The organism is Nonomuraea glycinis (assembly GCF_035920485.1).
Classification (GTDB): Bacteria; Actinomycetota; Actinomycetes; order Streptosporangiales; family Streptosporangiaceae; genus Nonomuraea; species Nonomuraea glycinis.
Map to the genome: position 1 here is coordinate 6,209,438 of NZ_CP109166.1, position 26,603 is coordinate 6,236,040.

General features: G+C 71.7%; 25 protein-coding genes. 16 read left to right on the top strand and 9 right to left on the bottom strand.

Going from position 1 to position 26,603, the window contains the following annotated elements:
* Positions 1-90 precede the first annotated feature (90 nt).
* The 3 genes from OHA68_RS29165 to OHA68_RS29175 are packed head-to-tail and all read left to right on the top strand — an operon-like array spanning position 91 to position 3,895.
* A complete protein-coding gene (locus OHA68_RS29165) occupies positions 91-2,217 on the top strand; it encodes a DUF6421 family protein (protein WP_327103126.1) in 2,127 nt (708 codons plus the stop codon).
* Positions 2,214-2,843: an SDR family oxidoreductase gene (locus OHA68_RS29170; RefSeq protein ID WP_327103127.1), complete on the top strand. Its 630-nt coding sequence runs from the start codon at positions 2,214-2,216 to the stop codon at positions 2,841-2,843. The genes OHA68_RS29165 and OHA68_RS29170 overlap by 4 nt, the downstream gene beginning before the upstream one ends.
* Entirely contained in the window at positions 2,840-3,895 is a 1,056-nt protein-coding gene (locus OHA68_RS29175; protein WP_327103128.1) for a threonine aldolase family protein, read from the top strand. The genes OHA68_RS29170 and OHA68_RS29175 overlap by 4 nt, the downstream gene beginning before the upstream one ends.
* A gap of 97 nt (positions 3,896-3,992) precedes the next feature.
* Here OHA68_RS29175 and OHA68_RS29180 read toward each other — a convergent pair whose 3' ends face one another.
* On the bottom strand, positions 3,993-5,399 hold the full coding sequence (locus OHA68_RS29180; protein WP_327103129.1) for a phytoene desaturase family protein: 1,407 nt from the start codon (positions 5,397-5,399) through the stop codon (positions 3,993-3,995).
* A 72-nt stretch (positions 5,400-5,471) separates the two neighbouring features.
* Positions 5,472-6,098 carry a DUF305 domain-containing protein gene (locus OHA68_RS29185; RefSeq protein WP_327103130.1) on the bottom strand — a complete coding sequence of 209 codons (627 nt, stop codon included), beginning with the start codon at positions 6,096-6,098 and terminating at the stop codon, positions 5,472-5,474.
* Positions 6,099-6,219: 121 nt separating this feature from the next.
* Here OHA68_RS29185 and OHA68_RS29190 point away from each other — a divergent pair, with 121 nt between their 5' ends.
* Positions 6,220-6,924 carry a DUF3105 domain-containing protein gene (locus OHA68_RS29190; protein ID WP_327103131.1) on the top strand — a complete coding sequence of 235 codons (705 nt, stop codon included), beginning with the start codon at positions 6,220-6,222 and terminating at the stop codon, positions 6,922-6,924.
* A gap of 55 nt (positions 6,925-6,979) precedes the next feature.
* Positions 6,980-7,435 (top strand): SRPBCC family protein, encoded by a 456-nt coding sequence (locus tag OHA68_RS29195; protein ID WP_327103132.1) that lies wholly within the window; start codon positions 6,980-6,982, stop codon positions 7,433-7,435.
* Positions 7,436-7,513: 78 nt separating this feature from the next.
* On the opposite strand, the gene ald is transcribed toward OHA68_RS29195, so the two are convergent.
* The gene (gene ald / locus OHA68_RS29200) at positions 7,514-8,629 is read right to left on the bottom strand and encodes an alanine dehydrogenase (RefSeq protein ID WP_327103134.1); all 1,116 of its coding nucleotides are present in this window, start codon (positions 8,627-8,629) and stop codon (positions 7,514-7,516) included.
* A gap of 162 nt (positions 8,630-8,791) precedes the next feature.
* On the opposite strand from ald, the gene OHA68_RS29205 reads away from it, so the two are divergent.
* Positions 8,792-9,706: an excalibur calcium-binding domain-containing protein gene (locus OHA68_RS29205; protein WP_327103135.1), complete on the top strand. Its 915-nt coding sequence runs from the start codon at positions 8,792-8,794 to the stop codon at positions 9,704-9,706.
* Here OHA68_RS29205 and OHA68_RS29210 read toward each other — a convergent pair.
* Genes OHA68_RS29210 through OHA68_RS29220 form a run of 3 tightly spaced genes read right to left on the bottom strand, consistent with a single transcriptional unit; the run spans position 9,703 to position 13,548 of the window.
* Positions 9,703-11,082: an NCS2 family permease gene (locus tag OHA68_RS29210; RefSeq protein ID WP_327103136.1), complete on the bottom strand. Its 1,380-nt coding sequence runs from the start codon at positions 11,080-11,082 to the stop codon at positions 9,703-9,705. The genes OHA68_RS29205 and OHA68_RS29210 overlap by 4 nt on opposite strands.
* A 59-nt stretch (positions 11,083-11,141) precedes the next feature.
* Entirely contained in the window at positions 11,142-11,375 is a 234-nt protein-coding gene (locus tag OHA68_RS29215) for an EF-hand domain-containing protein (protein WP_189143206.1), read from the bottom strand.
* Entirely contained in the window at positions 11,359-13,548 is a 2,190-nt protein-coding gene (locus OHA68_RS29220; RefSeq protein WP_327103137.1) for a molybdopterin cofactor-binding domain-containing protein, read from the bottom strand. Before OHA68_RS29220 ends, OHA68_RS29215 begins: the two co-directional genes overlap by 17 nt.
* Positions 13,549-13,656: 108 nt before the next feature.
* On the opposite strand from OHA68_RS29220, the gene OHA68_RS29225 reads away from it, so the two are divergent.
* The 7 genes from OHA68_RS29225 (at position 13,657) to OHA68_RS29255 (ending at position 21,888) form a co-directional block, all read left to right on the top strand.
* Positions 13,657-15,324, top strand: coding sequence for a PucR family transcriptional regulator (locus tag OHA68_RS29225; protein WP_327103138.1), 1,668 nt, complete (start codon positions 13,657-13,659; stop codon positions 15,322-15,324).
* A 499-nt stretch (positions 15,325-15,823) separates the two neighbouring features.
* Complete coding sequence (locus OHA68_RS29230; RefSeq protein ID WP_327103139.1) at positions 15,824-17,107, top strand: helix-turn-helix transcriptional regulator; 1,284 nt, start codon at positions 15,824-15,826, stop codon at positions 17,105-17,107.
* A gap of 74 nt (positions 17,108-17,181) precedes the next feature.
* The gene (locus OHA68_RS29235) at positions 17,182-17,775 is read left to right on the top strand and encodes a copper resistance CopC family protein (protein ID WP_327103140.1); all 594 of its coding nucleotides are present in this window, start codon (positions 17,182-17,184) and stop codon (positions 17,773-17,775) included.
* Entirely contained in the window at positions 17,772-19,748 is a 1,977-nt protein-coding gene (locus tag OHA68_RS29240) for a bifunctional copper resistance protein CopD/cytochrome c oxidase assembly protein (protein ID WP_327103141.1), read from the top strand. The genes OHA68_RS29235 and OHA68_RS29240 overlap by 4 nt, the downstream gene beginning before the upstream one ends.
* A 102-nt stretch (positions 19,749-19,850) precedes the next feature.
* Positions 19,851-20,564 (top strand): ABC transporter ATP-binding protein, encoded by a 714-nt coding sequence (locus OHA68_RS29245; RefSeq protein ID WP_327103142.1) that lies wholly within the window; start codon positions 19,851-19,853, stop codon positions 20,562-20,564.
* Positions 20,561-21,292: a hypothetical protein gene (locus OHA68_RS29250; protein ID WP_327103143.1), complete on the top strand. Its 732-nt coding sequence runs from the start codon at positions 20,561-20,563 to the stop codon at positions 21,290-21,292. Before OHA68_RS29245 ends, OHA68_RS29250 begins: the two co-directional genes overlap by 4 nt.
* Positions 21,293-21,480: 188 nt before the next feature.
* Positions 21,481-21,888: a sensor histidine kinase gene (locus OHA68_RS29255; RefSeq protein WP_327103144.1), complete on the top strand. Its 408-nt coding sequence runs from the start codon at positions 21,481-21,483 to the stop codon at positions 21,886-21,888.
* On the opposite strand, the gene map is transcribed toward OHA68_RS29255, so the two are convergent.
* Positions 21,875-22,723, bottom strand: a complete 849-nt coding sequence (map, locus tag OHA68_RS29260; RefSeq protein WP_327103145.1) for a type I methionyl aminopeptidase — start codon at positions 22,721-22,723, stop codon at positions 21,875-21,877. The two genes, OHA68_RS29255 and map, sit on opposite strands and share 14 nt — an antisense overlap.
* 32 nt (positions 22,724-22,755) lie before the next feature.
* On the opposite strand from map, the gene OHA68_RS29265 reads away from it, so the two are divergent.
* Positions 22,756-22,932, top strand: a complete 177-nt coding sequence (locus tag OHA68_RS29265; protein ID WP_189143216.1) for a hypothetical protein — start codon at positions 22,756-22,758, stop codon at positions 22,930-22,932.
* Between the two features lie 48 nt (positions 22,933-22,980).
* On the opposite strand, the gene OHA68_RS29270 is transcribed toward OHA68_RS29265, so the two are convergent.
* Positions 22,981-23,625 (bottom strand): cyclase family protein, encoded by a 645-nt coding sequence (locus OHA68_RS29270; RefSeq protein ID WP_327103146.1) that lies wholly within the window; start codon positions 23,623-23,625, stop codon positions 22,981-22,983.
* A 96-nt stretch (positions 23,626-23,721) separates the two neighbouring features.
* On the opposite strand from OHA68_RS29270, the gene OHA68_RS29275 reads away from it, so the two are divergent.
* Positions 23,722-24,675, top strand: coding sequence for a LysR family transcriptional regulator (locus OHA68_RS29275; protein ID WP_327103147.1), 954 nt, complete (start codon positions 23,722-23,724; stop codon positions 24,673-24,675).
* A 1-nt stretch (position 24,676) separates the two neighbouring features.
* Here OHA68_RS29275 and OHA68_RS29280 read toward each other — a convergent pair whose 3' ends face one another.
* The gene (locus tag OHA68_RS29280) at positions 24,677-25,255 is read right to left on the bottom strand and encodes a hypothetical protein (protein ID WP_327103148.1); all 579 of its coding nucleotides are present in this window, start codon (positions 25,253-25,255) and stop codon (positions 24,677-24,679) included.
* A 185-nt stretch (positions 25,256-25,440) separates the two neighbouring features.
* Between OHA68_RS29280 and OHA68_RS29285 the strand changes: the two genes are divergently transcribed.
* Positions 25,441-26,583 (top strand): lipase family protein, encoded by a 1,143-nt coding sequence (locus tag OHA68_RS29285; RefSeq protein ID WP_327103149.1) that lies wholly within the window; start codon positions 25,441-25,443, stop codon positions 26,581-26,583.
* The last annotated feature ends 20 nt before the right edge of the window (positions 26,584-26,603 follow it).

Consider the following 26,603-nt stretch of genomic DNA (forward strand, 5'->3'; position numbering starts at 1 on the left):
GCATCTCAGCATGCGGGACCCGTTTTACGAGTCCAGGCGATGTTATGTGTATATTTTTCGTCATAAGGCGGTATTGACAGGAGATATTGCATGCACGCGTTCCCCAGAGTGCTGTTCGACGAGGCCCACAGCGAGTCGTGGACCATCCGGCGCGAGGTGGCCGAGGCCATCAGCCCCGCGCACCCCGACGACAACAGCTACGCGCGCGCCGCCGGGCTGCTGCGCCATCTCGGGCACACCGTGACGGCGCACACCGAAGGCCCGCTCGACGCGGGAACGCTCCAGGAACAGGACCTGCTCGTCATCGCGCACCCCTCCGGTGAGCGGTGGGAGCGCACCACCGGGCAGGGCAGCCCGGTCTTCGCCCCGGCCGAGCTGGACGCCGTCGAGGCCTTCGTCGCCGGCGGCGGCGGGCTGGTCGTGCTGGCCGAGGAGGAGCAGGACAAGTACGGCAACAACCTGGCCGACCTGCTGGCCCGCTTCGGCGTGACCGTCGAGCACACCACCGTGCGCGACCCCCGGCACGCGCACCAGGGTGTCGCCACCTGGGTCCTCGCCGATCCCGCCACCTCGGACGGCCTGCTGGTGGGCGTCCGCAGCGCCTGCTTCTACCGCAGCGGGGTGCTGACCGCGCGGGACTCCGCCACCGTCCTGTTCACCACCTCGCCGGACGCCGCCCCCGCGAGCGCGCCGCTGGCGGTCTCGCTCCGGTACGGCCAGGGGCGCGTGGTGGTGTTCGCCGATTCGGACCTGTTCGGCGACGACTCGATCGAGGACCACGACCATCTCCGGCTGTGGGGCAACGTGACCACCTGGGCCGCCAGGATGCCCGGCCGCAAGCCCGCCGTGGAACAGGCGGGCCCGGCGGCGGTGACCCAGGCGGGAGCCGACCTCAAGGCCGAGCCCTGGACCGCGCCGGTCGCCGAGCCCAAGGCCGCGCTGTTCGGCGAGCTCAAGGCCATGGTCGAAGAGCTGCGGCCGATGCAGGCCAAGGACGGGTCGGTGCCCGAGGGCAAGGCGCGCGGCAAGGAGCTGGTCGCCGCGATCGCCGCCAAGGTGGGCGAGCTCTCGCCGTCCTTCCCCCAGGACGCCGCCTACCTCCAGGCCGTCCAGGACGACCTCGCCGCGTGGTCCCGGCAGGACCTCGGCGTCCCCGACTTCCTCGACTCGCTGAACCTCTTCCACCCCGACACCCAGCGCGTCGACGGCCTCGAACACCTCGTGCTCTTCCCGATGTACACCCAGAACGGCAACCCCGGCCGCAACCTGGAAGCCGTCTGGATCCGGACGATCTGGCCGGGCTGGCTGGCCGCGCTCGAGTCGGGCGGCTACGACAACCCGATGTTCGTGCCGATCGCGTTCGAGGACTTCACCTCCGGCTACGACACCCACTCGGCCGTGCTCTTCCCCGAGACGGTCGCGGTCCGCCAGGCCCCCGAGCGCTTCACCTGGGGCGGCATCTTCGCCGACCGGGAGGCCGCGCGGTTCAGGCGGGTGTCCAAGGCCGCCACCGAGACGCTCAGGCTGGAGCTGCCGCCGGACGCGGCCAGGCTGCTGGAGTCCCAGCGGCTCGCCGAGGACACCTTCGTGCTCTGGGATTTGGTCCACGACCGTACGCACAGCCACGGCGACCTGCCGTTCGACCCGTTCATGATCAAGCAGCGGATGCCGTACTGGCTCTACTCCCTGGAGGAGCTGCGCTGCGACCTGACCGCGTTCGGCGAGGCGGTGAAGCTGGAGCGCGAGGGGGTGCCGTACGCCCGGTACGTGCAGCACGCGATCCTGTTCGACCGGCTGTTCAGGTTCCCGATCACCGGGGCCCGGGTGCGCAACTACGACGGGCTCGGCGGCCAGCTCCTGTTCGCCTACCTGCACCGCAACGACATCGTCAGGTGGACCGACAACCGGCTCTCGATCGACTGGGACCGGGTCGCCGACGGCGTGGCCGACCTGCGGGGCGAGGTGGAGAAGCTCTACCGCGACAGCATCGACCGCTCGAAGCTGGCGCACTGGCTGGCGGCGCACGAGCTGGTCGGGGCCTACGTGGAGCCGCACCCGGCCTCCGTCTGGGCCAGGGGCGTCCAGGCGCTGCCCGAGGAGCAGAAGGCCAAGGTGGACGCGGTGCTGCCGGACGAGTTCCCCCTGAGCATGTTCTACGAGGCGCTGCGCCGTAAGCTGACGGACGTGGTCGAATCGACGAAGGGGATCCGCGCGTGATCATCGTGGTGACGGGCGCGGGCGGCCCCACAGGCACGGCCGTGTCCGAATATTTCCGTAAAAACGGGCACACCGTGATCGGGGTGGGCCGAGACCAGGTCGACCTGCTCGACCGCGCCGCCGTGCAGGCGTTCGCCGGCCGGGTCGAGGCCGAGCACGGCCACGTCGACGGGGTGATCCACCTGGTCGGCGGCTGGCGCGGGTCCGCCACGTTCGCCGAGACCGACCTCGGCGACTGGGACGCCCTGCACGACCTGCTGATCCGCACCCTTCAGCATGTCTCGCTGGCCTTCGAGCCGCTGCTGCGCAAGAGCGCCAACGGCCGGTTCGTGATCGTCTCGGCCCGGGCCGCCCAGCATCCGGAGGCCGGCGGCGCCGCCTACGCCGCCGCCAAGGCCGCCGCGGAGGCCTGGACGCTCTCCCTGGCCGACGCGCTCCAGGGCACCGGCAGCGCGGCGACCATCCTCGTCGTCAAGGCCCTGGTCAACGACGCCATGCGCGCCGCCAGACCGGACGCCCGCTTCCCCGGCTTCACCGACGTACGCGACCTCGCCGAGGCGATCGGCGGGCTCTACGACCGGCCCGCCGCGCAGGTCAACGCGACCCGATTGGACCTCACCACGTGATTCGGCACGACCCCCGGCTCAAGGGCTTCGCCAGCGACAACTACGCCGGCGTGCACCCGGAGATCCTCCAGGCCATCGCCGAGGCCAACGGCGGCCACCAGATCTCCTACGGCGACGACGTCTACACCGAGGCCCTGCAGGACGTCTTCCGGCGCCACTTCGGCGACCGGGCGCGGGCCTGGCCGGTCTTCAACGGCACCGCCGCGAACGTCATCTCCCTGCGCGCCATGACCGCCCACTGGGAAGCGGTCATCTGTCCCGAGACCGCGCACATCAACACCGACGAGGGCGGCGCGCCCGAGGTGGCCGGCGGCATCAAGCTCCTGACCGTCCCCACGCCCGACGGCAAGCTCACCCCCGAGCTCATCGACCGCCAGGCGTGGGGCTTCGGCGACGTGCACCGTGCCCAGCCGAAGGTCGTGTCCCTCTCCAACACCACCGAGCTCGGCACCGTCTACACCCCCGACGAGATCGCCGCGATCTGCGCGCACGCGCACGAGCGCGGCCTGCTCGTCCACCTCGACGGCTCCCGCCTCACCAACGCCGCCGCCGCCCTCGACGTGCCCCTGCGGGCGCTGACCACCGACGCGGGCGTGGACGTCCTCTCCTTCGGCGGCACGAAGATCGGCCTGCTGTACGGCGAAGCGGTCGTGGTGCTCAACCCGGAGGCGGCCGCCGGCATCGACTACATCCGCAAGACGTTCATGCAGTTGTCGTCCAAGATGCGGTTCGTGTCCGCGCAGTTCGAGGCGCTGCTCTCCGGTGACCTGTGGCTGCGCAACGCCCGGCAGGCCAACGCCATGGGCAGGCGGCTGGCCGAGGCCGTGCGCGACCTGCCCGGCGTCGAGGTGCCGCGCGCCGTCGAGGCCAACGCGGTCTTCGCCGTCCTGCCCGCCGACGTCACCCAGCGCCTGCAGAAGCGCTTCCGCTTCTACACCTGGAACGAGGCGACGGGCGAGGTCCGCTGGATGTGCGCCTGGGACACCACCGAGGCCGACGTGGACGCCTTCGCCGCCGCGGTGGCCGAGGAACTGGGCGTTCAGACCCCCTGACCGCGATCTCCGGGCGGCAGGCCGGCATCGAGCGCTTGAGCGCCAGGTCCAGGGACAGCGCCTGGCCCCCGGGGCTGCGCTGGGCCCAGGCTCAGGGTCAGCCTTTGAGTGCCAGGCGGGCGGCCTGGTGGCCGCCCATGCCGTGCACCCCGGGGCCCGGTGGGGTCGAGGCCGAGCAGAGGAAGACACCCGGCAGCGGGGTGCGCCACGGGGCCGGTGACCAGACCGGTCGCTTCACGAACTGCCCCAGGCTGGCCAGCCCGCCGCCGATGTCGCCGCCCAGCAGGTTGGCGTTGGCCGCCTCCAGCGCGGCCGGTCCCATCACGTGCCGGGCCAGCACCCGCTCCCGGAACCCCGGCGCGAACCGCTCGATCTGCGCCTCGATCGCGCCCGTCATGTCCACCGCTGACCCGTTGGGGACATGGCAGTAGGCCCACAGCGTGTGCCCGCCCCGGCTCGGGTCGGCCGCGTACGGCTGCACCAGCAGCACGTACGGGCGCGGCGAGTGCCGTCCGGCGGCCGTCTCGGCCTCGCTGAGCGTGATCTCCTCCAGCGTGCCGCCCAGGTGCACGGTGCCCGCCTCCGCCACCGCCGGATCGCGCCACGGCACCGGCCCGTCGAGCGCCCAGTCCAGCTTGAACACCCCCGGCCCGCGCCGGAACCGGGCCAGCCGCCGCCGGTAGGGAGCGGGCAGCTCGGCCATCCGCAGGAACTGCTCCGGTGACACGTCGAGCACCACCATCTCCGCGTCGAGCTCGGCCAGCCGGTGCACCCGGTGGCCGCTCACCGCCTGGCCGCCCAGCTTGCGCAGCAGGGCGACCAGGGCGTCGGCCAGCACCTGGGAACCGCCCTTGACCAGCGGCCAGCCCACCAGGTGGGCCAGCGCGCCGAGGGTCAGGCCGTACCCGCCGGTCAGCGGCGCGCGCAGGTCGAGCATCGAGTGCGCGGCCATGCCCGCCAGCAGTGCGCGCCCCGCCACGGTCCTGAACCCGTGCCGCCCGAGCGTCGTGGCGGGCAGCGCGGCGGGCACCCCGAACCGCACGCCGGCGGCGAGCGTGGCGGGTCGCAGTTGCCGCGCGCCCCACGGGCCCAGCGGCTTCAGCAGCAGGTCGGTGAGCGGGAACCCGGCCCGCGCCACCACCCCCGCCGTCGCCCGCCACACCGCCGCGTCCCGTCCCAGCCCTTCGCAGGTACGGCGTACGTCGCGGTGCACGAGCACGGCGGGGCGGTCGTCCAGCGGATGCGCGGCGGCCACCGGAGGATGGACGAACTCGACGCCCGCCAGATCCAGCTCACGCATCGCGGGGGAGGCCAGGGCCATCGCCATCACGGTCGCGCCCAGGTCGTGCACCCGGCCGGGCAGCGTCAGCTCCGCCGAGCGAAGCCCGCCGCCGAACCGGTCGGCCGCCTCCAGCAGCAGCACCTCGCGCCCGGCCAGGGCGAGCGTCACGGCCGCCACGAGCCCGTTCGGCCCCGACCCCACCACGACCGCGTCCGCGCTCATCTGTATCCGCTCATCCGTCCGCGCTCATCCGTCCGCGCTCATCCGTCCGCGCTCATCCGTCCGGGGCCCATCTCAGGACGACAGGGAGGCGCCCCTGCGGGCGAGCAGGTCCGTCATGAGCACGATCTCGGCCTGCTGGCCGTCGACGATCTTGCGTGCCATCCTGACCACCTCCGTCCGGTCCGACAGCTTGAGCAGGCCCTCGGCCATCTCCACGCCGCCCTGGTGGTGGCGGATCATGAGCTGCAGGAACAGCACCTCGGCCTCGGCGCCCGTCAGCTTCTCCAGCTCGGCCAGCTCCTGCGCGGAGGCCATGCCGGGCATGGTCTCCGCCGACGCGGACGCCGACACCTGGGTGTGGCCGTGGCCGCCGCTCATCCATCGCATCGGCCGCAGGTCCGTCGACTGGGTGAGCTCCCACTGCTCCAGCCAGCCCAGGAACATGCCCCGCTGGTTGGCCTGGGTGTTGATGATGTCGAAGGCGAGGTTCTTGATCTCTCCGGACTCGCTCTTGTCCCTGATCGTGAACGACATGGCGACGGCCTGCGCGTGGTGCGTGGCCATGTCGCGGGCGAACCCGGCCTCGGGCGAGGCGTCACCGGGCGCGCCCCGGCCACCGAACACGAGGAACAACGCGGCGGCGGCGACGACCAGGACGGCGAGGGCGACGTAGAGGGATCTTCCTGCGGGTTTCTCCATGGCGTGTAACAGCCTACCCAGCCCCTGGTCCAGTTGTGATCGCATGCTTATCTGGGCCTTATTCTCCGCATACGTCCCAGTGGCATAGGGTGACCCGAGTTGGTACGCCGATGGAGGAACGATGACGAAGGAGAAAGCGCAGGCGCGGCGCGAGCATCTGCAGAAGATGCGCGTCCAGCAGCAGCGCAAAGAGCGTCGCACCGCATTGCTGATGTGGGGGTCGGGCGGTCTCGTCGTCGTGCTGCTCGTCGGCCTGGTCGGCTACTACCTGATCGAGCAGTCACGGGTGTCCTCGCTCGACGGCGTGACCAGCGTCGCGTACGACGGCGGGAAGCACGTGGCGAGCACGGTCGCCTACAAGGAGACCCCGCCGGTCGGTGGCGAGCACAACGGCTACTGGCAGGCCTGCGCCGTCTACGACAAGCCGATCCACAACGAGCACGCCGTCCACTCCCTGGAGCACGGCGCCCTCTGGATCACCTACCGCCCCGACCTGCCCCAGGCCCAGGTGGACAAGCTCAAGGAAGTGGCGGGCTCGACGGGTCAGCAGGAGTACATGCTGGTCAGCCCGTTCCCCAACCTGCCCTCGCCGATCGTGGCCTCGTCCTGGGGACACCAGCTCAAGCTGGACAACCCTGACGACCCGAAGCTGACCGCGTTCATCAAGCGCTACCAGAACGGCAAGGACACCCCTGAGCCCGGCGCCACGTGCGGCGGCCCGCAGGCCATCACCACCACCGCCGACGAGGCCCCGCTCCCGCAGCCGGAGCAGCCCCAGCAGACCCAGGCCCCGGCCAGCCCGATGCCGTCACAGTCGCAGCAGTAAAGCGCAGATCCCCTGGGCGTGGAGAGACCGCCCAGGGGATCGTACGCTCAGGGCCGTGACACGCTTCGAGGTCATCACCCACATCTTCGCGCCCCCTGAGCGGATCTTCGCGGAGTCGCTGTCGGTGGAGGCGCACACCGCCTCCATGAGCGCCTCAGGTGAGCGGGCCGTGGCCGGGGTCACGTCCGGCCGGCTCGCACTGGGCGACCAGGTCACCTGGCGGGCCCGGCACTTCGCCGTCACCTGGCACCTGACCTCGGCCATCACCGCGTGCGACCCGCCCGTGTCGTTCGTCGACGAGCAGGTGGCGGGGCCCTTCCGGCACTGGTGGCACGAGCACCGCTTCGAGGCCGACGGCGACGGCGGCACCCTCATGCGGGACGTGATCGACTTCGCCGCCCCCGCCGGACCGCTGGGGCGGATCGCCGAGGCGCTGGTGCTGCGCCGGCACATGACCCGGCTGATCCTGCGGCGTAACCACCACCTCAAGACGGTCACCGAGCGACGGTGACGCGGGTCCGGGCGGGGCCGAGCACATCCTTTCCGGCACCCCGGCGAAGCCGGACACGTCCTCCTCGGGCACCCCGGCTCAGTCGAGCACGTCTTCGGCCGGTACCCAGTCCAGGCCGTGCGCCTCGGCCACCGGTTCGCTGGTGAGGCGGCCCTCGTGGGTGCTCAGGCCGAGGGCCAGGGCCTTGTCGCGGCGCATCGCCGCCGCCCAGCCGTGGTCCGCGATCGCCAGCGCGTACGGGAGCGTGACGTTGGTGAGCGCGAAGGTGGAGGTGTGCGGGACCGCGCCCGGCATGTTGGCCACGCAGTAGAAGATCGAGTCGTGCACCGGGTAGATCGGCTCGGCGTGCGTGGTCGGGCGGGAGTTCTCGAAGCAGCCGCCCTGGTCGATGGAGATGTCCACCAGCACCGAGCCGGGCTTCATCCGGCTGACCAGCTCGTCGGTCACCAGCCTGGGCGCCTTGGCGCCGGGGATCAGGACTGCCCCGATGACGAGGTCGGCCTCCAGGACGGCCCGCTCGATCTCCAGGATGTTGGAGGCGACCGTCTGGCAGTGGCCCTGATAGATCAGGTCCGCCTGCCGGAGCTTGTCGATGTTGGTGTCCAGCAGGAGCACCTCGGCCTGCATGCCGAGCGCGATGGCGGCCGCGTTCATGCCGGAGACGCCCGCGCCGATCACCACCACCTTGGCCGCGTACACGCCGGAGACGCCGCCCATCAGGACGCCCCTGCCGCCTTGGGAACTCATCAGGTGATAGGCGCCGACCTGGGGCGCCAGCCGGCCCGCGACCTCGGACATGGGCGCGAGCAGGGGGAGGCGGCCGTCGGACGTCTGCACGGTCTCGTAGGCGACGCCGGTGACCCCCGAGTCCAGCATCGCCCGCGTGCACGCCGGCGAGGCGGCCAGGTGCAGGTAGGTGAAGAGCACCTGCCCCTTGCGCATCCGGTGGTACTCCTCGGCGACCGGCTCCTTGACCTTGAGGATCAGGTCGCACCCGGCCCAGACCGCGTCCGCGTCCGGCAGGACGGCCGCGCCCGCCGACTGGAAGTCGGCGTCCGGAACGGCGGAGCCGAGACCCGCCTCCCGCTCGACGAAGACCTGGTGGCCGTGGCGTACCAGCTCGTGGGCGCCCGCCGGAGTGAGCGCCACCCGATGTTCGGTGTTCTTGACCTCGCGGGGAACTCCGACCTTCATGGGTCCCACCCCGTTTCCGCTGAACTGTGGGAATGTCGTAGTTCTTTCTCCATTCTCCCCCTTCTGGCAGGAAGGCGAGATTCGTTCACCGGATTACCCGGCTTCCGACGGTCCTCGATAAGCTCACCGGCAGCCCGAAACGTCAGGATGGGGACGTCATCGATGGACAAGCCGGAAGAGCCGCCACCCGCGGATCCGGGGCATCCGCAGGCGAGCAGGCTCACCACCATCGTGCTGATCGTCTCGCTCGTCCTGGTGGTGCTGGTCGCGGGCGTGCTCGGCACCATCGCCGTCCTGATGACCAAGAGCCCCGACTCCCCGCTGCTCGGCGGCGCACCGCCCCGGCGGCTGGCCACGCCGATCCACTTCGCTCCTGTACGGGAGACGAAGCCGGCGCCGTGCCCCGATGAGGAGGCCGCGCTCGACGAGACCCAGGCCACCTGCTACCTGCTGGAGGACGGCGTCACGGTCAACGCCGTGCAGCAGATCGAGGCGGTGCGGGAGAAGGACGGCACCCACTCGGTCCGCATCGCGGTCGCGCCGGCGTACAAGCAGAGGCTGGTGGACCTCATCGACGAGCAGGTGCCCGACCAGCGGCAGATCGCGGTCGTGCTGGTGCCGAGGACGGTCGTGGCCGCGCCCGTCGTCACCCAGAGCATGGACGGCGACAGCCTGAGCATCGTCGGGTTCGCCAAGGCGGACGCCGAGGCGCTGGTCACCCGACTGCTCGGCGCCGAAGGCAGCCCCACCGGCAGCCCGACGGACCCCGCCGGCAGCCCGACGGACCCCGCCGGCAGCCCGACGGACCCCGCCGGGCAGCCGACGGACCCCGCCGGGCAGCCCACAACTCCCGCGGGTCAGCCCACGGGAGGCACGCCCACGGGCGCGGGCACGCCGGGCGACACGACCGGAAACCCGACCGGCGGGGACGCGGCGCTCAACCCCAAGTACGACACCTGCCGGCAGGCCAAGGCGGCCGGATACGGCCCCTACACCAAGGGCCTGCACCCGGAGTACGCGTGGTACCCCGACCTCGACAACAACGGCGTGGCCTGCAACAGCGCGGACCTGCGCTAGACGAGCAGCTCCTCCAGCGCGTTGATCCCGAAGTAGGCCAGGAAGAGCAGCGAGACCGCCCAGAGCAGCCACGGGATCTCGGCGAACTTCCCCCGCGCCGCCTTGATGAGCGTGTAGGCGATCACCCCGGCGCCCACCCCGTTCGTGATCGAGTACGTGAACGGCATCAGCGAGATCGTCAGGAACGCGGGTATGGCCAGCTCCAGGTCCTGCCACGGCACGTTCTTGCTCTGCATCATCATCAGCGCCCCCACCAGCACCAGCGCGGGCGCGGCCGCGGCGGCGGGCACCACCGCGGCCAGCGGCGTGAACAGCAGCGTCAGCCCGAACAGCGCCCCGGTGAACACGCTGGCCAGCCCGGTCCGCGCCCCCTCGCCGACCCCCGCCGCCGACTCGACGAAGACCGTGCCGGCCGACGCGCTCACCACCCCGCCGATCACCCCGCCGACGCCGTCCACGGTGAGGATCCGGCCCAGCCGCGGCACCCGGCCGCGCTCGTCCACCAGCCCGGCCTCGTCGCTGACGCCGATGATCGTGCCCATCGCGTCGAAGAACCCGGACAGCACCAGGGTGAACAGCACCACGGTCGCGGTCAGCGCGCCCGCGCGGGCGAAGCCGCCGAACAGGTCGAACTGGCCCACCAGCCCGAAGTCCGGCGCCGACACCAGCGCCTCGGGGACCCGGGGCGTCACCACCCCCCACGCTCCCGGCTCGATGGTGGCCAGCCCGTTCACCACGATGGCCAGGACCGCCGTCACCACGATGCTGATCAGGATGGCCGCCGGCGTCCCGCGGACGAACAGCGCGATCATCAGCAGCAGCCCGAAACAGAACACCGCGACCGGCCAGCCCGACAGTCGCCCGGTCGCGCCGAGCTGCACGGGCGTGCCGCTGCCGCGCGTCACGAACCCGGCGTCCACCAGGCCGATGAGCGCGATGAACAGCCCGATGCCGACGCTGATGGCGTGCTTGAGCGCCAGCGGGATGGCGTTCATGATCAGTGTGCGCAGCCCCGTCACCGCGAGCACGATGATGATCAGCCCTTCGAGCACGACCAGCCCCATCGCCTGCGGCCAGGTCATGAACGGCGCGGCCTGGTAGGCCACCACCGCGTTCAGCCCGAGGCCGGCGGCCAGCGCCAGCGGCGCGTTGCCGATCACGGCCATGAGCAGTGTGGAGATCGCCGCCGCCAGCGCGGTCGACGTGGTGAGCTGCGCGATCGTCAGCTTCGCGCCGGTGACGTCCTGCGCGCCGCCCAGAATGATGGGATTGAGCAGGATGATGTACGCCATCGCCATGAACGTGGTGATGCCGCCCCGCACCTCACGGCCGACGGTCGTCCCCCGCCCGGACAGCTCGAAGAACCTGTCGAGCACCGCCGTCCCCCTCCACGATCAAGGGGGAGTGCGGGTTGCCTACCCGGCGGGGGACGTGATCACGCCTGCTCGTGCCGCCCGCCGCCGACCAGCGCGGCGAACTCCTCCAGCCCGATCCGCCCGTCGCCGTCGCTGTCCGCGCCCGCGATGAACGCCTCGATCTCCGACTCGGAGGCGCCGAGCCCGCCCAGCGCCTGGTTGGCCTGCCTGATCTCGGCGGCCGTCAGCAGGCCGTCACCATCGGTGTCGAACCGCTCGAACTCCACTTTCGCTACTTCACGCGCATCTGCCATGAGATCCCTCCCCGTTATGAACCAAGGCGATATCCTCGGGTCTGATCGGAACCCGAGTCAACCGCAGCCCGGTCGCCGCCCGCACGGCGGCCGCGATGGCGGGGGTGGACGACAGCGTCGGCGGCTCGCCCGCGCCGCGCAGTCCGTACGGCGCCGCCGGGTCCGGATTCTCCAGGATCTTCAGCGTCATCGGTGGCATGTCGAGGATGGTGGGGATCAGGTAGTCGGTGAAGGACGGGTTCAGCACCACGCCGTCGCGCACCTGGATCTCCTCCATCAGCGCCAGCCCCAGGCCCTGCGCCGATCCGCCGTGGATCTGCCCCTCCAGCGCCTGCGGGTTGAGCACCCGGCCCACGTCCTGCACCGCCGCCAGCTCCACCACCTTCACCAGGCCCAGCTCCACGTCCACGTCCACCACCGCCCGGTGCACGCACAGCGCGAGCTGGGTGTGCGAGTCCCCCTGCCCGGTCTCGGGATGCAGTGGATAGGTGGGCCGGTGCCGGTACTCGCGCGTCTCCTCGATCGGGCCCAACTTCTCCAGCGCCTCCCGGGCCGGCAGCCCGCCGAAGCGCTCCCGTACGGCCTCGCAGGCGGCCTTCACCGCGCCCCCGGTGACGTACGACTGCCGCGAGGCGGAGGACGAGCCCGCCGAGCCGACCGAGGTGTCGGCGGTCGCCACGGTCACCTGCTCGACGCCCAGCTCGGTCCGGGCGATCTGCGCCTGGATCGTCACCAGCCCCTGCCCCACCTCGGCCGCCGCCGTGTGCACCGTGACGTGCGGCTCGCCGCCGACCAGCTCGGCCCGTACCCGGGCGGTGGAGTAGTCGTCGAAGCCCTCGGAGAAGCAGATGTTCTTGATCCCGACGCCGTAGCCGACGCCCCGCCGCACCTGCTCGCCATGGGTGGTCTGCGAGACGCCGCCGGGCAGCGCGCGCAGGTCCTGCCCGGCGGGGGCCGGCAGGGGGAAGCTCTCCAGGTCGCGCAGCATGTCCGCGAGCGGCGCCGGTGAGTCGATCACCTGGCCGGTGATGAGCGCGGAGCCCTGGGAGACCGCGTTGCGCACCCGGACCTCCACCGGCGACAGGCCGCACGCCTCGGCCAGCCGGTCCATCTGCGACTCGTAGGCGTAACAGGCCTGCACCGCGCCGAAGCCGCGCATCGCGCCGCAGGGCGGGTTGTTGGTGTAGACGCCGGTCGCGTCCACCCGGACGTTCGGCACCTCGTACGGTCCCGCGCCGAGTGAGGCGGCGTTGCCGACGACCGCGGGGGAGGAGGAGCAGTAGGCGCCGCCGTCGAGCAGGATGTCGGCCTTGACGTAGACGAGCCTGCCGTCGCGGGTGGCGCCGTGCTCGTAGCGCATCCGGGCCGGGTGGCGGTGCACATGGCCGAAGAACGACTCCTCGCGGCCGTAGGAGATCTTCACCGGGCGGTTCAGGCGCAGCGCCAGCATGCAGGCGTGCACCTGCATCGACAGGTCCTCCCGGGCGCCGAACGCGCCGCCGACGCCGGACAGGGTCAGCCGCACCTTGTCCGGCGGCAGGCCCAGGCAGGGGGCGAGCTGGTCGCGGTCCACGTGCAGCCACTGGGTGGCGATGTAGAGGTCGACGCCGCCGTCCTCGGCGGGGACCGCCAGGCCGGACTCCGGGCCGAGGAAGGCCTGGTCCTGCATGCCGACTTCGTACTCGCCGGTGACCACGACGTCGGCCTCGAAAGTGTCGCCCTTGCGCACCGGCTGATATCTGACGAAATTTCGGGACTCGCGGGGGTCTGTCACGGCTGCGCGGGGCTCGTACCGCACCACGATCGCCGCCGCCGCCCTGCGCGCCGTCTCCGGATGGTCGGCCGCCACCAGAGCCACCGGCTCTCCCTGGTAACGCACCTGGTCGATGGCGAGCACCGGCTGATCCTTGACGTCCAGCCCGTAGAACTTCTCGCCCGGCACGTCCTCGTGCGTCAGCACGGCGCGCACCCCGGGGATCGCCAGCGCCGGGCCCACATCGACGCCGCGGATCCAGGCCGAGGCGTGCGGGCTGCGCAGCGTCGCGCCCCAGACCATGCCCTCCAGCCACAGATCCGAGGCGTACGCGAACTCGCCGGTGACCTTCAGCACCGCGTCCGGCCGCTGCGCGCTGACGCCGACCCCCTGCCGCGCCTGACTCGCCGTCTCCGTCATCCTTCGAGTAGACATCCTCCGAGTAGAGCACCGCCGCCCGCCACCCGGAATGCGCGCGGCGTGAAATCGGGGTAAGGGGTTGACCGGCCGACTTGTATATTCCTCCAAGTGCGGATAAGTGACCTTTTGGCCATCGAGGAACTGCGCCTCAGCCTGCTCGCCGGCGACCCCGGCCGCACGTTCGGCACCGTGCACATCACGGACCTGCCCGAACCGGGCCGCTACCTGTCGGGCGGCGAGCTGGTGCTGACCGGGCTGATGTGGCGGCACTCGCCCGCCGACTCCGCGCGCTTCGTGGCCGCCCTGGCGCAGGCCGGGGTGGCGGCGCTCGGCGCCGGCCAGGCCCACCTCGGACACGTGCCCGAGGACCTGGTCCGCGCCTGCGAGCAGGCCGGCCTGCCGCTGCTGGAAGTGCCCACCGAAACCTCCTTCGCCGCCCTGACCGAGCTGGTGACGCCGCGCCTGTCGGGCGACGCCCGCGACGCGCTCGGCCGCCACCGCCGCCTGCTCGCCGCCGTCGCCGACGGCGGCCTGCCCGAGCTGTTCGCGCTGACCGCCGCGGAGCTCGGCGTCACGGGCGCGGTGGTCTCCGCCGTCGGCCAGGTGATCATCGGCTCCCCGGAGGATCCGGTACGGCTGGCGCGGGCCTACCTGACCGCGCCCCGGCTGCCCTGCCTGGCCGGGGGACAGACCGTGTTCGGCGTCGGCCGTGGCCACCGCGCGGCGGGCTGGGCGCTGGCCTGCGACGGCGACCTGCTCGACCGCCCCGACCTCGGCTACGAGCTCGCGGCCTGCGTCGAGCTGGAACGCGGCCGGATGGAGGAAGGACGACGGGTCGAGCGCCGCCTCATCGCCCGCCTCGTCCAGGGCGCCACGTCCGGCGCCGACCCGGCCGAGCTCAGCGCCCGCCTGCGCACCTGCGGCCTCACCGACACCGAGCCGTACACCATCGTCACCGCCGGCACGGACCCCAGCGCCGACCCCCGCCCGGGTGCGCGGAGCGGCGGCGGTGCGGGACCGAGCGCCGGCACCCGCCCGGGTGCGGGGAGCGGGAGCGGTGCGGGGTCGAGAGGTGATGCGTCCGCGGGCGGCAGCGGCGCCGGTTCGGGCGCCGGGGCCGGAGGGGGCGCGGTGGTGGGCGGGCGGCGGGGGGAGGGGGACCTGCTGGACGGGTGGATTCTGGAGGAGTTGCTCGGGCGGGAGGTGGTCGCCGCGGCGGGCGGCGACGGGGCGGGCGGTGACGGGGTGGGCGGTGACGGGGCGGTGGCGGTGGTGCCGTTGCGTGGACGGACCGTGGCGGAGCTGGCCGGGCGGTTGCGCGCGGGGGCCGAGGTGCTCGGCGCGCTGCCGGGGATGCGCGCGAGCGTGGGGATGAGCGGCGCGCTGATCGGGGCGGCCGCGCTCAAGGGGGGCATCGACGAGGCAGGGCACGCGGTGCGGCTGGCCCGGGCCCGGTCGGGCGGGGTGGCGACGAGCGACGAAATCTACACCCACGCGCTGCTGCTGGCCACCGTCCCCGGTGACGTGCGCGCCTCGTTCGCGGACCGCCTGCTGGGGCCGCTGCGCGCCTACGACGCCCGACACCAGTCAGAGCTCGTACGCACCCTCGGCACCTTCCTCGACTGCGCCGGGTCCTGGAACGCCTGCGCCGAGCGGATGCACGTGCACGTCAACACGGTTCGTTACCGGGTCAAACGGGTGGAGGAGCTCACCGGCAAGGATCTGTCCACGATGGCGGACCGGGTGGACTTCTTCCTGGCGCTCAAGGCCGGCTGACCGCTCAGGAGGGGGCGTGGGGAGCCGAGGTCGATCACCGCGCCGCCTGCGGCGGACACGGGGCCGAGAAGGCCGAGGTCGTCAGCCGTACGACTCCCCACACGAAAGCAGACCGTCCGGGCTACGGCAGCGTAGGCCGGATCATCCTGGAACAGCGAAGAACCGCTGCGCAGCGGGGTCTGGCGGAGAGCATATGGTCGTTATAGAGAAGAAATGTTAGCGTCAAATCTCAGGTGGACACCGTGTAGCTCGTCGGCTGGGACGGCTGAGGCGCCACTGCCCAGGTCATGGCTCAGCAGCACAGCTCGTCGACCATGGCGGCCATGGGGGCCGAGGGGGCAGACGTTGTGGCGGTTGCGGCCGTACTATGGCTGCCGACGGCCACGAGGGCCGCGAGCAAGGCAACGAGTGCGGACAGGGTAAGGCGCGTACGCATGAGGATCTCCCTCGACGATCTGCGGGTTTTGCTCGGAACTTATCATCTCAGGGAGTGGCGACCGTGACCACATCTGACCTAGTCGGACTCCGTATCAAGACGGTGAGGCGGCAGCGTGGTCTGTCTCAGGCCCAGCTCGCGCATCCCGAGTTGTCTGACAGCTATGTCTCCTTGATCGAGAGTGGCAAGCGTACCCCCACTCCTGCTGTTCTGGAGTTGCTCGCCCAGAAACTCGACTGCTCGCTCTCGTACCTCATCAACGGCGTCACCGCCGAGCAGATGGAGGACATCGAGCTCTCACTTGGTTACGCCAGGCTGGCGCTGGAGAACGGTGAAGTCCAGGAGGCTCGCTCCCGCTTCGCCGAGCTGCTTGCGGACAACAACCTGACAGGTCTCGCGTCACTACGTCAAGACACCGAATTCGGCCTGGCCCTTGCCACGGAGGCGTGCGGCGACCGCGACGGCGCGATCGAGATCCTGCACCATCTGCAGAGCGAGGAGCTGCCCACGGACCGTCGGATCGAGGTCGCCATCGCGCTGTGCCGGGTCTACCGCCAGAGCAACCGGCTGACCGAGGCGGTCGAGATCGGCGAGCGCGTCCTGGGCGCCTCGGCCCGGCCCAGCTGGTCCGACCTGCTGGTCGAGCTGGGCGCGACCCTGCTGGCCGCCTACCTCGTGCGCGGCGATCACCTGCGCGCCAGGCAGTTCGCCGCCGAGCTGCTCAACGCGGCCGAGGCGCTCGGCACCCCCAGGGCCATGGCCGCCGCCAACTGGAACGCCGCCTACACCGCCGAGCACACCGGCCACCGCGAGGAGGCCCTGGTCTTCACCGAGCGCGCCCTGGCGCTGATGAGTGAGACCGAGCAGCCGCGCCTGCTGGCCAAGATGCGGGTCGCGCACGCGCAGCTCAAGCGGCGCGTGCAGCCGCAGGAGGCGGCCAAGCTGGCCCAGCAGCTCAAGCGCGCCATCAGCGAGCAGGAGCAGAGCTCCACCAGCGTGATCGACCGGGCGCGGGCGCTGACCGAGCTGGCCAGCGTCGAGTTCATGACCGGCGAGATCGACAAGGCGATCGAGCACGGGCACGCCGCCGACGAACTGCTGTCGGCCTCGGGCATGAACCAGGTGCCGGAGACGCAGCTGCTGCTGGGGCGGGCGCACAGCGTGCGCGGCGACGTCGCCAAGGCCGGGCGGCACCTGGAGCGGATCCGTGAGGCGCTGACGCCGCTGCCCTCCTCCTACCAGTCCGCGGGCTCGTGGCTCGCCACGGCCGAGACGCTGGAGCACATGGGCGACGCCGACGGCGCGGTCGAGGCCTATGAGCGCGCACTGGCCTGTGCCGGACTGTAGGGAGCGGATCGCGGAGGGCGAATTGTAGCGGTCGAGTCCGGACCGGGCGGACGCGTCGGTAGCCTTGGGGTGCCATGAAGAAATCCCCGTTCGCGGCCGCCGCCGCGATTCTCGCTGCCCTGTTCGTGCTCGCCACCGCCGCGCCCGCTCTGGCTCACGACGCGCTCAAGAGCAGTGACCCGGCGAAGGACGCCACGGTCAAGACTCTCGACGAGGTCACGCTGGAGTTCACCGGCAGTGTGCGGATGCCGTTCGTCATCGTGCGCGGTGCCGGTGAGGCCCAGTTCCAGGCCGGTAAGCCGGACCTGGACGGGCCGGTGGTGACGCAGAAGCTCAAGGGCGAGCTGTCCGACGGAAAGTATGTGATCGCTTACCGGGTGGTCTCCTCCGACGGGCACCCGATCGAGGGCGAGATCCCCTTCACGGTGAAGGGCGCCACGCCGTCGCAGTCGCCGACGGCGGCGAGCCCCGAAGCCACCGAGTCCGCCGCCCCGGCCGCTTCTCCCGAAGCGTCACCGGCCCAGGCGCCGGCCGAGACTTCGGCCGAGCCGGTGGCGGCCGAGAACGAGGCCACGACCTCGTTCCCGATCTGGCTGCTGGTCGTCGTCGGCGCGCTCGTCGGCATCGGCGTCGGGTTCCTGCTCAGCGCGCGGAAGAAGAAGCCATGACCAGAGCCGCCCGGCTCGGGCTGGCGGCGGTCGTCGCGGCGGTCGCCGGCCTGGTGATCGCCATGATCGCCGGCGGCGCGGCCTTCCCCCGGATCATCCTGGGCGTGCCCTCCTCCGGCGTGGTCACGCGCTGGGGGCTGCCGATCTCCAAGCTGTTCCTGGACGTGGCCGGTCTGACCACCGTCGGCCTGCTGCTGGCGGCCACACTCCTGCTGCCCAACGACAAGGGCATGCTCGGCAAGACCGCGCTCGGCTATGTCCGGGCCGCCTCGTGGGCGGCGCTGGCCTGGGCCGGGGCGGCCTTCCTCACCATGGTGTTCAGCGTCTCCGACGTGTGGGCCAGGTCGGTGCCGGAGATCCTCAACCGCAGCTTCCTGGTCGGCTACGCCACCCAGGAGAGCCCCGGCATCGCGCTCACCCTCGTGCTGCTGTTCGGCGTGTCGATCGCGCTGTTCTCGCGGGGCGCCATCACCGCCGGAGCCTCGGGCGCGCTGCTGCTGTTCGCGCTGGCCGCGCTGCTGCCGCCGGCGCTCACCGGGCACTCGGCGTCCTCGCCCAACCACGGCCTGGCCACCACCGGTCTGGCGCTGCACCTGCTCACGCTGGCGTTGTGGGTCGGCGGGCTGGCGGTGCTCGCGCTGCACGCCCTGCTGAAGAAGCCGCAGCTCGACGTGGCGGCCGACCGCTTCTCCCGGATGGCCGTGTGGTGTTATGCCGGGGTCGGCGTGTCCGGGCTGGCGAGTGTGGTGGCCCGGCTGGCCGACGTGTCCGACCTGTGGACGTCCAGCTACGGCGTGCTGATCGTGATCAAGATCGTGGCCTTCGTGCTGCTCGGCTACGTGGGCTGGTGGCACCGGCAGCGCACGCTGGTGGAGCTCACCGCGGGCAGGCCGCGCGCGTTCGCCCGGCTGGCCGGCGGCGAGCTGCTGTTCATGCTCGCCACCGTCGGCCTGGCCGTGGCGCTGGCGCGCACGCCCCCGCCGCCCGTCAGCCTGCCCGCCGGCCGAGCCTTCGACCTGCTCGGCTACCCGGTCCCGCCGCCCATCTCGCTGGCGAACATCGCCTCCCTGTGGTGGTTCGACCTGTTCTTCGCGATCGTGGCCGCCGTGCTCGCCGGCCTCTACGGCGCGGGCGTCATCAGGCTCGCGCGGCGCGGCGACTCGTGGCCCAAGGGCCGCACCGTGTCCTGGTTCATCGGCGTGCTGATCCTGGTCATCGCCACGCAGAGCGGCCTGGCCCGCTATGCCAAGGTCATGTTCGACGTGCACATGATCGAGCACATGACGCTCGCCATGATCGTGCCGATCTTCCTGGTCCTCGGCGGGCCCGTCACCCTCGCCCTGCGCGCGCTCAAGCCCGCCGCCAAGCGCGGCGACCGGGGGCCGCGCGAGTGGCTGACGGCGATCCTGCACAGCAGGTTCGTCAAGATCGCCGGGCATCCGGCCATCGCCACCGCGATCTTCATCGCCTCCACCTACGCGCTCTACTTCACGCCGCTGTTCGAGTCCGCGATGCAGGAGCATCTCGGGCACATCATCATGACCCTGCACTTCCTGCTGAGCGGCTGCCTGTTCTTCTGGGTGGTCATCGGCATCGACCCGGGCCCCTACCGCCTGCCGCACGTCGGCAGGCTGCTGCTGCTGTTCGTCACCATGCCGTTCCACGCCTTCTTCGGCATCGCGCTGATGATGACCGGCTCGGTCATCGCCTCCGGCTGGTACGAGCAGCTCGACCGTACCTGGGGCGAGTCGTTGCTGCGCGAGCAGCAGAACGGCGGCGCCATCGCCTGGGGCTTCGGCGAGATCCCCACCCTGATCGTGCTGCTGGCCATCGCCGCGCAGTGGTACCAGAGCGAGGAGCGCACGGCCCGGCGCAGCGACCGTAAGGCCGACCGCTCCCCGGGCGGCGACCCGGAGCTCAACTCCTACAACGACTACCTGGCCCGCCTCAACCGCGCGGACAAGGGCGAATGACGTAGGCGTCAGCGACCTGGGTCTACCTCCGGTGGCCGCGAGGCCAGGATCGATGGACCTGGGTCCGATGCCGCTCGGGCCCGCGTCCGATGGACTGGACACATGATCGAGTTCAGTCATGTCAGCAAGACCTACCGGGGTGTACGGGCGCTCGACGACGTGTCCTTCACCGTCGAACCGGGGTGCGTCACCGGTTTCCTCGGCCCCAACGGCGCGGGGAAGTCGACGGCCCTGCGCGTCCTGTCCGGCCTGTCCCGCCCCACCGCCGGCTCGGCCACCGTCCTCGGCCGGCCGTACGCCGAGCTGGACTGCCCCGCCTACCACGTCGGCTCGCTGCTCGACGCGGGCGCCCAGCACCCCGGCCGCACCGGGCGAGAGGTCCTCACCCTGGGCGCGATGGTCCTCGGCCTGCCCAGGTCGCGGGTCGGAGAGGTGCTCGACCGGGTCGGCCTGACGGGCAAGGAGAGCCGGCGGCGGATCGCCGGCTACTCGCTCGGGATGCGGCAGCGGCTCGGCATCGGGCACGCGCTCCTCGGCCGCCCCAGGGTGCTCATCCTGGACGAGCCCGCCAACGGCCTGGACCCGCAGGGCATCCAGTGGATGCGCGGGCTGCTGCGCGAGATGGCCGCCGCGGGCTGCTCGGTGCTGCTCAGTTCGCACCTGCTGCACGAGGTGGAGCAGGTCGCCGACCACATCGTGATGATCGGCCGCGGCCGGGTGCTCACCGAGGGCACGGTCGCCGAGCTCAACCAGGGCCGCAGCCTCGAACAGACCTTTCTCGAACTGACCGCCGACGCCGATCGGAGCGCGGCATGAGCACGATCCCGTTCCGCCGCCTGGTGGCGGTGGAGACCCGCAAGCTCTTCGACACGCGCAGCGGCCAGGTCATGGCCGTGATCCTGATCGTCCTGACGGTCGCCTTGATCGCCGGTCGGGGCCTGACGGCCGGTCCGCGGCTCGGCATGCTGATCGGCACGGCCGGGATCGGGTTCGGGACGCTGCTGCCCGTGCTCGGCATCCTCACGGTGACCGGCGAGTGGAGCCACCGCACCGCCCTGACCACGTTCACCCTCGAACCGCGCCGCTCGCGGGTGCTGCTGGCCAAGTGCCTGCCGCCGCTGCTGGTGACGGTGGCCGCGTGCCTGTTCGCGATCCTGGTGGCGGTGCCGGTGACGGCCGTCGTCGCCGGCGTCCGGGAGGCGCCGGCCGACTGGGCGGTCGATCCGCGCGCGCTGCTGGGCTGGACCGCGGGGTGCGTGCTGGTGGTCGCGATGGGGCTCGCGCTGGGCTTGCTGCTCCAGAACGCGCCGGCCGCGATCGTGATCTGCCTGTCGTCCACGATGGCCTGGAGCGCCATCGGCCGCCTCGGCGCCACCGGCGAGACCCTGGCCGCATGGCTCGACCTGGGCACCACCACCGCGCCGCTGACGGCCGGCGCCCTGACCGGCGATCAAGCCGCCCGGCTGGCCGTGTCGGTGCTCTGCTGGATCATCGTCCCGATGGCGGCCGGCGTCGTACGCGCCATCCGAAAAGACGTGGCCTGAGCATGCCATAACCGTACGGGCATGGCCTCCTATCTTCGATCTATACGCTTCTGGCATGGCGGGTAACCTTTCCCCATGAGGCAGCCGGGGGGTCGCCTGCCGTCCGATCGGCGGGGATACGCGTCACATGTGGAGCCGGTCATGTGCAGACCGGCGCCTGCTCGGGCCTCAGGAAGGCGGAGTTCGGGTTGACGAAAGACACACGTATGCGCGAGGGGGAGAGCCTGGCCGAGGCGCTCGAAGCCTGCCTGTCCGACTGGTCGCAGCGGACCGGGATCACCGTCGAGGTCTGGGCGCTGCCCGCCGCCGACGTGTCGCCGAGCACCGCCGGGGGAGTGCTCGCGGCGATGAGAGAGGCCCTGGCCAACGTCGAGTCGCACAGTGGCGCCGCCGCCGTGTCGATCGCCGTGACCGTGGGCGCCGGTGGCCTGCGCATGACGGTCAGCGATCACGGCCAGGGATTCGACACCGCGAAGGCGGCCCGGGGCATCGCCCGTATGCGGGCCGCTTTCGCGGAGCTCGGTGGCACTCTGACGGTCAACAGCGTGCGCGGGGAGGGCACGACGGTGACGGGTGTGCTGCCTAGGCGAGGGTGAGGATCTCGCTGCCCGTCTCGGTGACCACGATCGTGTGCTCGAACTGGGCCGTGCGCTTGCGGTCCTTGGTCACGGCGGTCCACTGGTCGGGCCAGATGTCGTAGTCGATCGTGCCGAGCGTCAGCATGGGCTCGATGGTGAACGTCATGTTGGGCACCAGCTCCACCCGCAGGGCGGGGTCGTCGTAGTGCGGCACCATCAGGCCGGAATGGAAGCTCGTGCCGATGCCATGGCCGGTGAAGTCGCGCACCACGCCGTAGCCGAACCTCTTGGCGTACGCCTCGATGACCCTGCCGACCACGTTGAGCTGGCGGCCGGGGGCCACCGCCTTGATCGCCCGCATCGTCGCCTCGCGGGTGCGCTCCACCAGCAGCCGGGACTCCTCGTCGACCTCGCCCACCAGGAAGGTGGCGTCGGTGTCGCCGTGCACGCCACCGATGTAGGCGGTGATGTCGACGTTGACGATGTCGCCGTCGCGCAGCACGGTGTCGTCGGGGATGCCGTGGCAGATCACCTCGTTGATCGAGGTGCACAGCGATTTGGGATAGCCCTTGTAGCCCAGGGTGCTCGGGTAGGCGCCGTGGTCGACGAGGAAGTCATGGCCGATCCGGTCGAGCTCGTCGGTGGTGACGCCGGGGCGCACGTGCCTGCCGACCTCTTCGAGGGCCTGCGCGGCGATCCGGCCGGCCACGCGCATGCGCTCGATCGTCTCGGGGGTCTTGATGTCGGACTCGTCGATTTTGGGGCGCTTCTTGCCGACGTACTCCGGCCGCTCGATCTGGGCGGGAACCTTTCGCATGGGCGAAATTCGGCCGGGCTGGAGCAGTGTCGTCATGAAACACGAGTCTACGGGGCAGAATCGATGACGTGAGCGATGGCCAATGGTGGTTCTGCCTCAAGCACATGCGCGTCGAGCCCGACCGGGGCTGCCCTGACAAGGACCGGATGGGCCCCTATGCGAGCGAGCAGGAGGCGGCCGGCGCCTTGCAGCGCGCGGCCGACCGTAACAAGGCGTGGGATGAGGCGGACCTGGACGACGACTGACCGCGGCTTCCTGGCCGACGTGCTTTCTGACTGCCGTGGCTTTCTGGGCTAGGGCAGCACGGCGTAGGCGCGTACCGGGAAGGTGCCCAGGCCGGCGATCATCGGTGGCGCGGCGTGGAACCGGAACCCCTCGTCGGGCAGTGCCGACAGGCCCGTCAGATGCTCCACCAGCACGATGCCCGCCTTCAGCAGCAGCGTGTGTGCCGGCCGCTCGCCTCGGTGCGGGGTGTCGTCGATGTTCAGGGAGTCGATCCCGACCAGCGCGGCACCCTGCTCGGCCAGCCACGCCGCCGACTCCGGGGCGAGGTAGGGGTGCTCGTCGGCGTACTTCTCGGTGCCGAAGTGGAGGTCCCAGCCGGTCTGGATGAGCACGGCGCGGCCGCGTACGTCCAAGTTCTCACTGAGCCGGACCTCGCGCGTGCCCTCGGCCCGCACCACCAGGCCGGGCAGGTCGGCGAGCCTGCTCGCCGGCACCTGTGACAGGTCCGGGCCGTCGGGGTAGCGGTGATGGGGAGTGTCGAGGTAGGTGCCGGTGTTGGCGGCCAGCGCGATCGTGCCGAGGTGGAACTCGGTGCCGGGCGCGTACACCTCGCGGGAGTCCGCACGGCTGAGGTGCACGCCGAGCCGCGGCCCGGGGATCCCCGGATAGGTGACCATGCCTTCGGCGATGCGATGGCTGAGCTCGACGATCATGCGCCCTCTTCGTTCGGGTGAGGCGACCACGCCGACCCGTCGTCAGCGCGCGAAGCGCGACTAATCATCGCTGAACGTCAGCGTAAGCTCGGCCGCATGGATATCGACCCCCGCCGGTTACGAATCCTCCACGAAGTGGCGCGCCGGGGTGGCGTCATGCGGGCGGCCGAGGCCCTCTACCTCACCTCCTCGGCGGTCTCCCAGCAGCTCGCCCAGCTGGAGCGGGAGGTGGGGCTGGCGCTCATCGACCGTTCCCAGCGCCGGGTCTCGCTCACTCCCGCGGGCCGCGTCCTGGCCGGCTACGCCGAGCGCGTCGAGGACGAGCTGGCCGAGGCCAGGCGCGAGCTCACCCGCTTCACCGAACGGCTGGCGGGCCCGGTCCGCATCGCGGCCTTCGCCACGGTGATCCACCACATCCTGGTCCCGGCCATGCGGGAGCTCGCCGACAGCCACCCCAAGATCATTCCCTCCATTCACGAGGTGTACGGCCCGCCCGCCCTGCAGGAGCTCAGACACGGCGTCGTGGACGTGCTGATCACCGAGCGGGACATGAGCCTGCCCCAGCCCGCCCAGCCCTCACTGACCTCCCGCGCCCTCTTCGTGGACGAGTACCGCATCGTGGTGCCGCCCGGATGGCCCGAGCCGAAGGGGTTCGCCGACCTGGCCGACGTGCCGTGGGTGGCCAGCGAGCCCGGCAAGGCCTGCGGTCAGGCGCTGGACCGGCTCGCCGCGCTGCACGGCTTCGAGCCGCGCAAGGTGCACGTGATCGGCGAGTTCGGGCCCACGCTGGCGCTGGTGGCGGCGGGTCACGGGGTGGCGATCGTGCCGACGCTGGCCCTGCTGGACGTGCCCGAGGGCGAGGTACGGGTCAGCGACCTCGGGGACGTGGGGGCGCGCCGGATCGACGTGGTCACCCGGGTGAGCCGTACCAGGTCGGGGGAGCCGGACCCGGTGCAGGCGATCGTCATCGGCATCGTCGAGGCCGCCACCGCCAGGCTGGACGCCACCCTCCGCGGCCATCTGCGCACCACCGAGCCGCAGGAGAGCTGAGCTATTCGGACACCCGCGGGCCGCTGACCCGGTCGAGCAGGCGGGCCAGCCGCTCGCGCAGGCCGGGGCGCTGCGGGATCTCACCCGCGGCCGCGCTCACCAGGTGCTGGGCGCCGTCGAAGCTGACCGGGCCGTTCGCCGGGATGGCGATGGCGTCGTGCGCCAGGCCGGACAGCTCCCGGTCGGCGCCTTCGAGGGCCAGGATGGTGGCGCCGGTGCGGCGGGCGTCGTCGACGCGTTCGAGGAGGGGGACCGGCGCCTTCTGCTCCGCCACCACGAACAGGGTCTCGCCTCGCCGGGTCCGCCGGATGCGGTCGAGGCCGACCCGCAGGTGCGGGGGTGCGCCGGCCGAGGGCGCCCAGCGCACCAGGGTGGGGGCGAGCTGCGGCAGGTCCGCCAGGCGGGCCTCGTCGGCGAGATGGGCGGTCAGGTGCCACGGCTCCTCGTCGGGGGTGCCGACCAGCAGCAGGCCGCCAGGGGAGCGGGTGGTGCGCAGGGCGCGGCCGAGCTCGCGGGTGCGCTCGACCCAGCCGGTCTCGGCGAGGAGATCGCGCAGGTAGGCCACCGATCCTGAGTCCATGAACCCATGGTGCACGACATGCGCCGGTTGGTAACCGGTTTCCTCCCGGATTCGGGCGTCACATGTCTGACAATCCATCTCGTTATACCGTCATTCGGGCTCTTGACAGCTGGTTACCAGCGGGTAACGATCGGTTTCGCGGCGCCGCCGTCCCGTGAGCGCATCCCTCAAGAGAGACGGCACACATGAAGTTTCGTGTCCGCGTCAGCGTGTCCGCGATCCTGTTCCTGATCATCTCCCTCGTCGCCGCCCCGGCACGCGCCGCCACGGCGGGCGAGGTGGTCTCCGCCGCGCCCACCACCGTCTACCTGCTGCCCGGCCGGCTGCTGGAGGTGCCGGTCAACGCCTGGCACCTGGTCTACCGCTCCACCTCCGCGACCGGCTCGCTCAACGCCGTGTCCGGCACCCTCCTGGTGCCCAAGGCGCGCTATCCCCTGGGCACCCGGCCCATCGTCGGCTACGCCACCGGCACCCACGGCCTCGGCGACCAGTGCGCGCCGTCGGCGAGCATGCGCGCGGGCCGCGAGGCCGAGCTCGCCCTGATCAGCCTGTTCCTGCTCAAGGGCTTCGCCGTCGCCGTGACCGACTACGAGGGCCTCGGCACCCCCGGCACGCACACCTACATGGCGGGCGTCTCCCAGGGCCACGCCGTGCTCGACTCGATCAGGGCCGCCACCCGCGTCTCCGGCGCGGGCCTGTCGAACCGGGCCCCGGTGGCCGTGATGGGCTACTCGCAGGGCGGCGCGTCCGCCGGCTGGGCCGCCCAGCTCCAGCCCTCCTACGCCCCGGACCTCCGGCTCAAGGGCGTCGCCGCCGGCGGCGTCCCCGCCGACCTGCACGCGGTGGCCGACCACCTGGACGGCACCGCCAGATTCGGCCTGGCCGCCGCCGCGGGCATCGGACTCGACGCCGCCTACCCGGAGCTCGACCTCGAGGCCGACCTCAACGACCGGGGCCGCGCCCTGCTGGCCGACGCCGCCGACGACTGCGTGGGCGACCTGGACAAGCTGGCCGGCCTCCGCTTCGCCGACCTCAGCACCGTCGACCTGCTCAACCAGCCCAAGTGGCTGGCCCGCCTCGCCGAGAACCGGCTCGGCTCGACGCCGCCCCGGGCGCCGATGTTCCTCTACCACGCGCGCGGCGACGAGACCATCCCGCACGCGGTCGGCGCCGCCCTGCGCACGCAGTACTGCGCCGCCGGTGTGAACGCCCGATGGGCGTCCCTGTCGGCGAACAGCCACGTGCTCGGCGCCGTCCAGGGCGGCCCCCTGGCCGTCGAGTGGCTGGCCCTGCGCCTGTACGGGCTGCCCGCCTTCGGCAACTGCTGACGAGTGCTCTTACCGGGTCC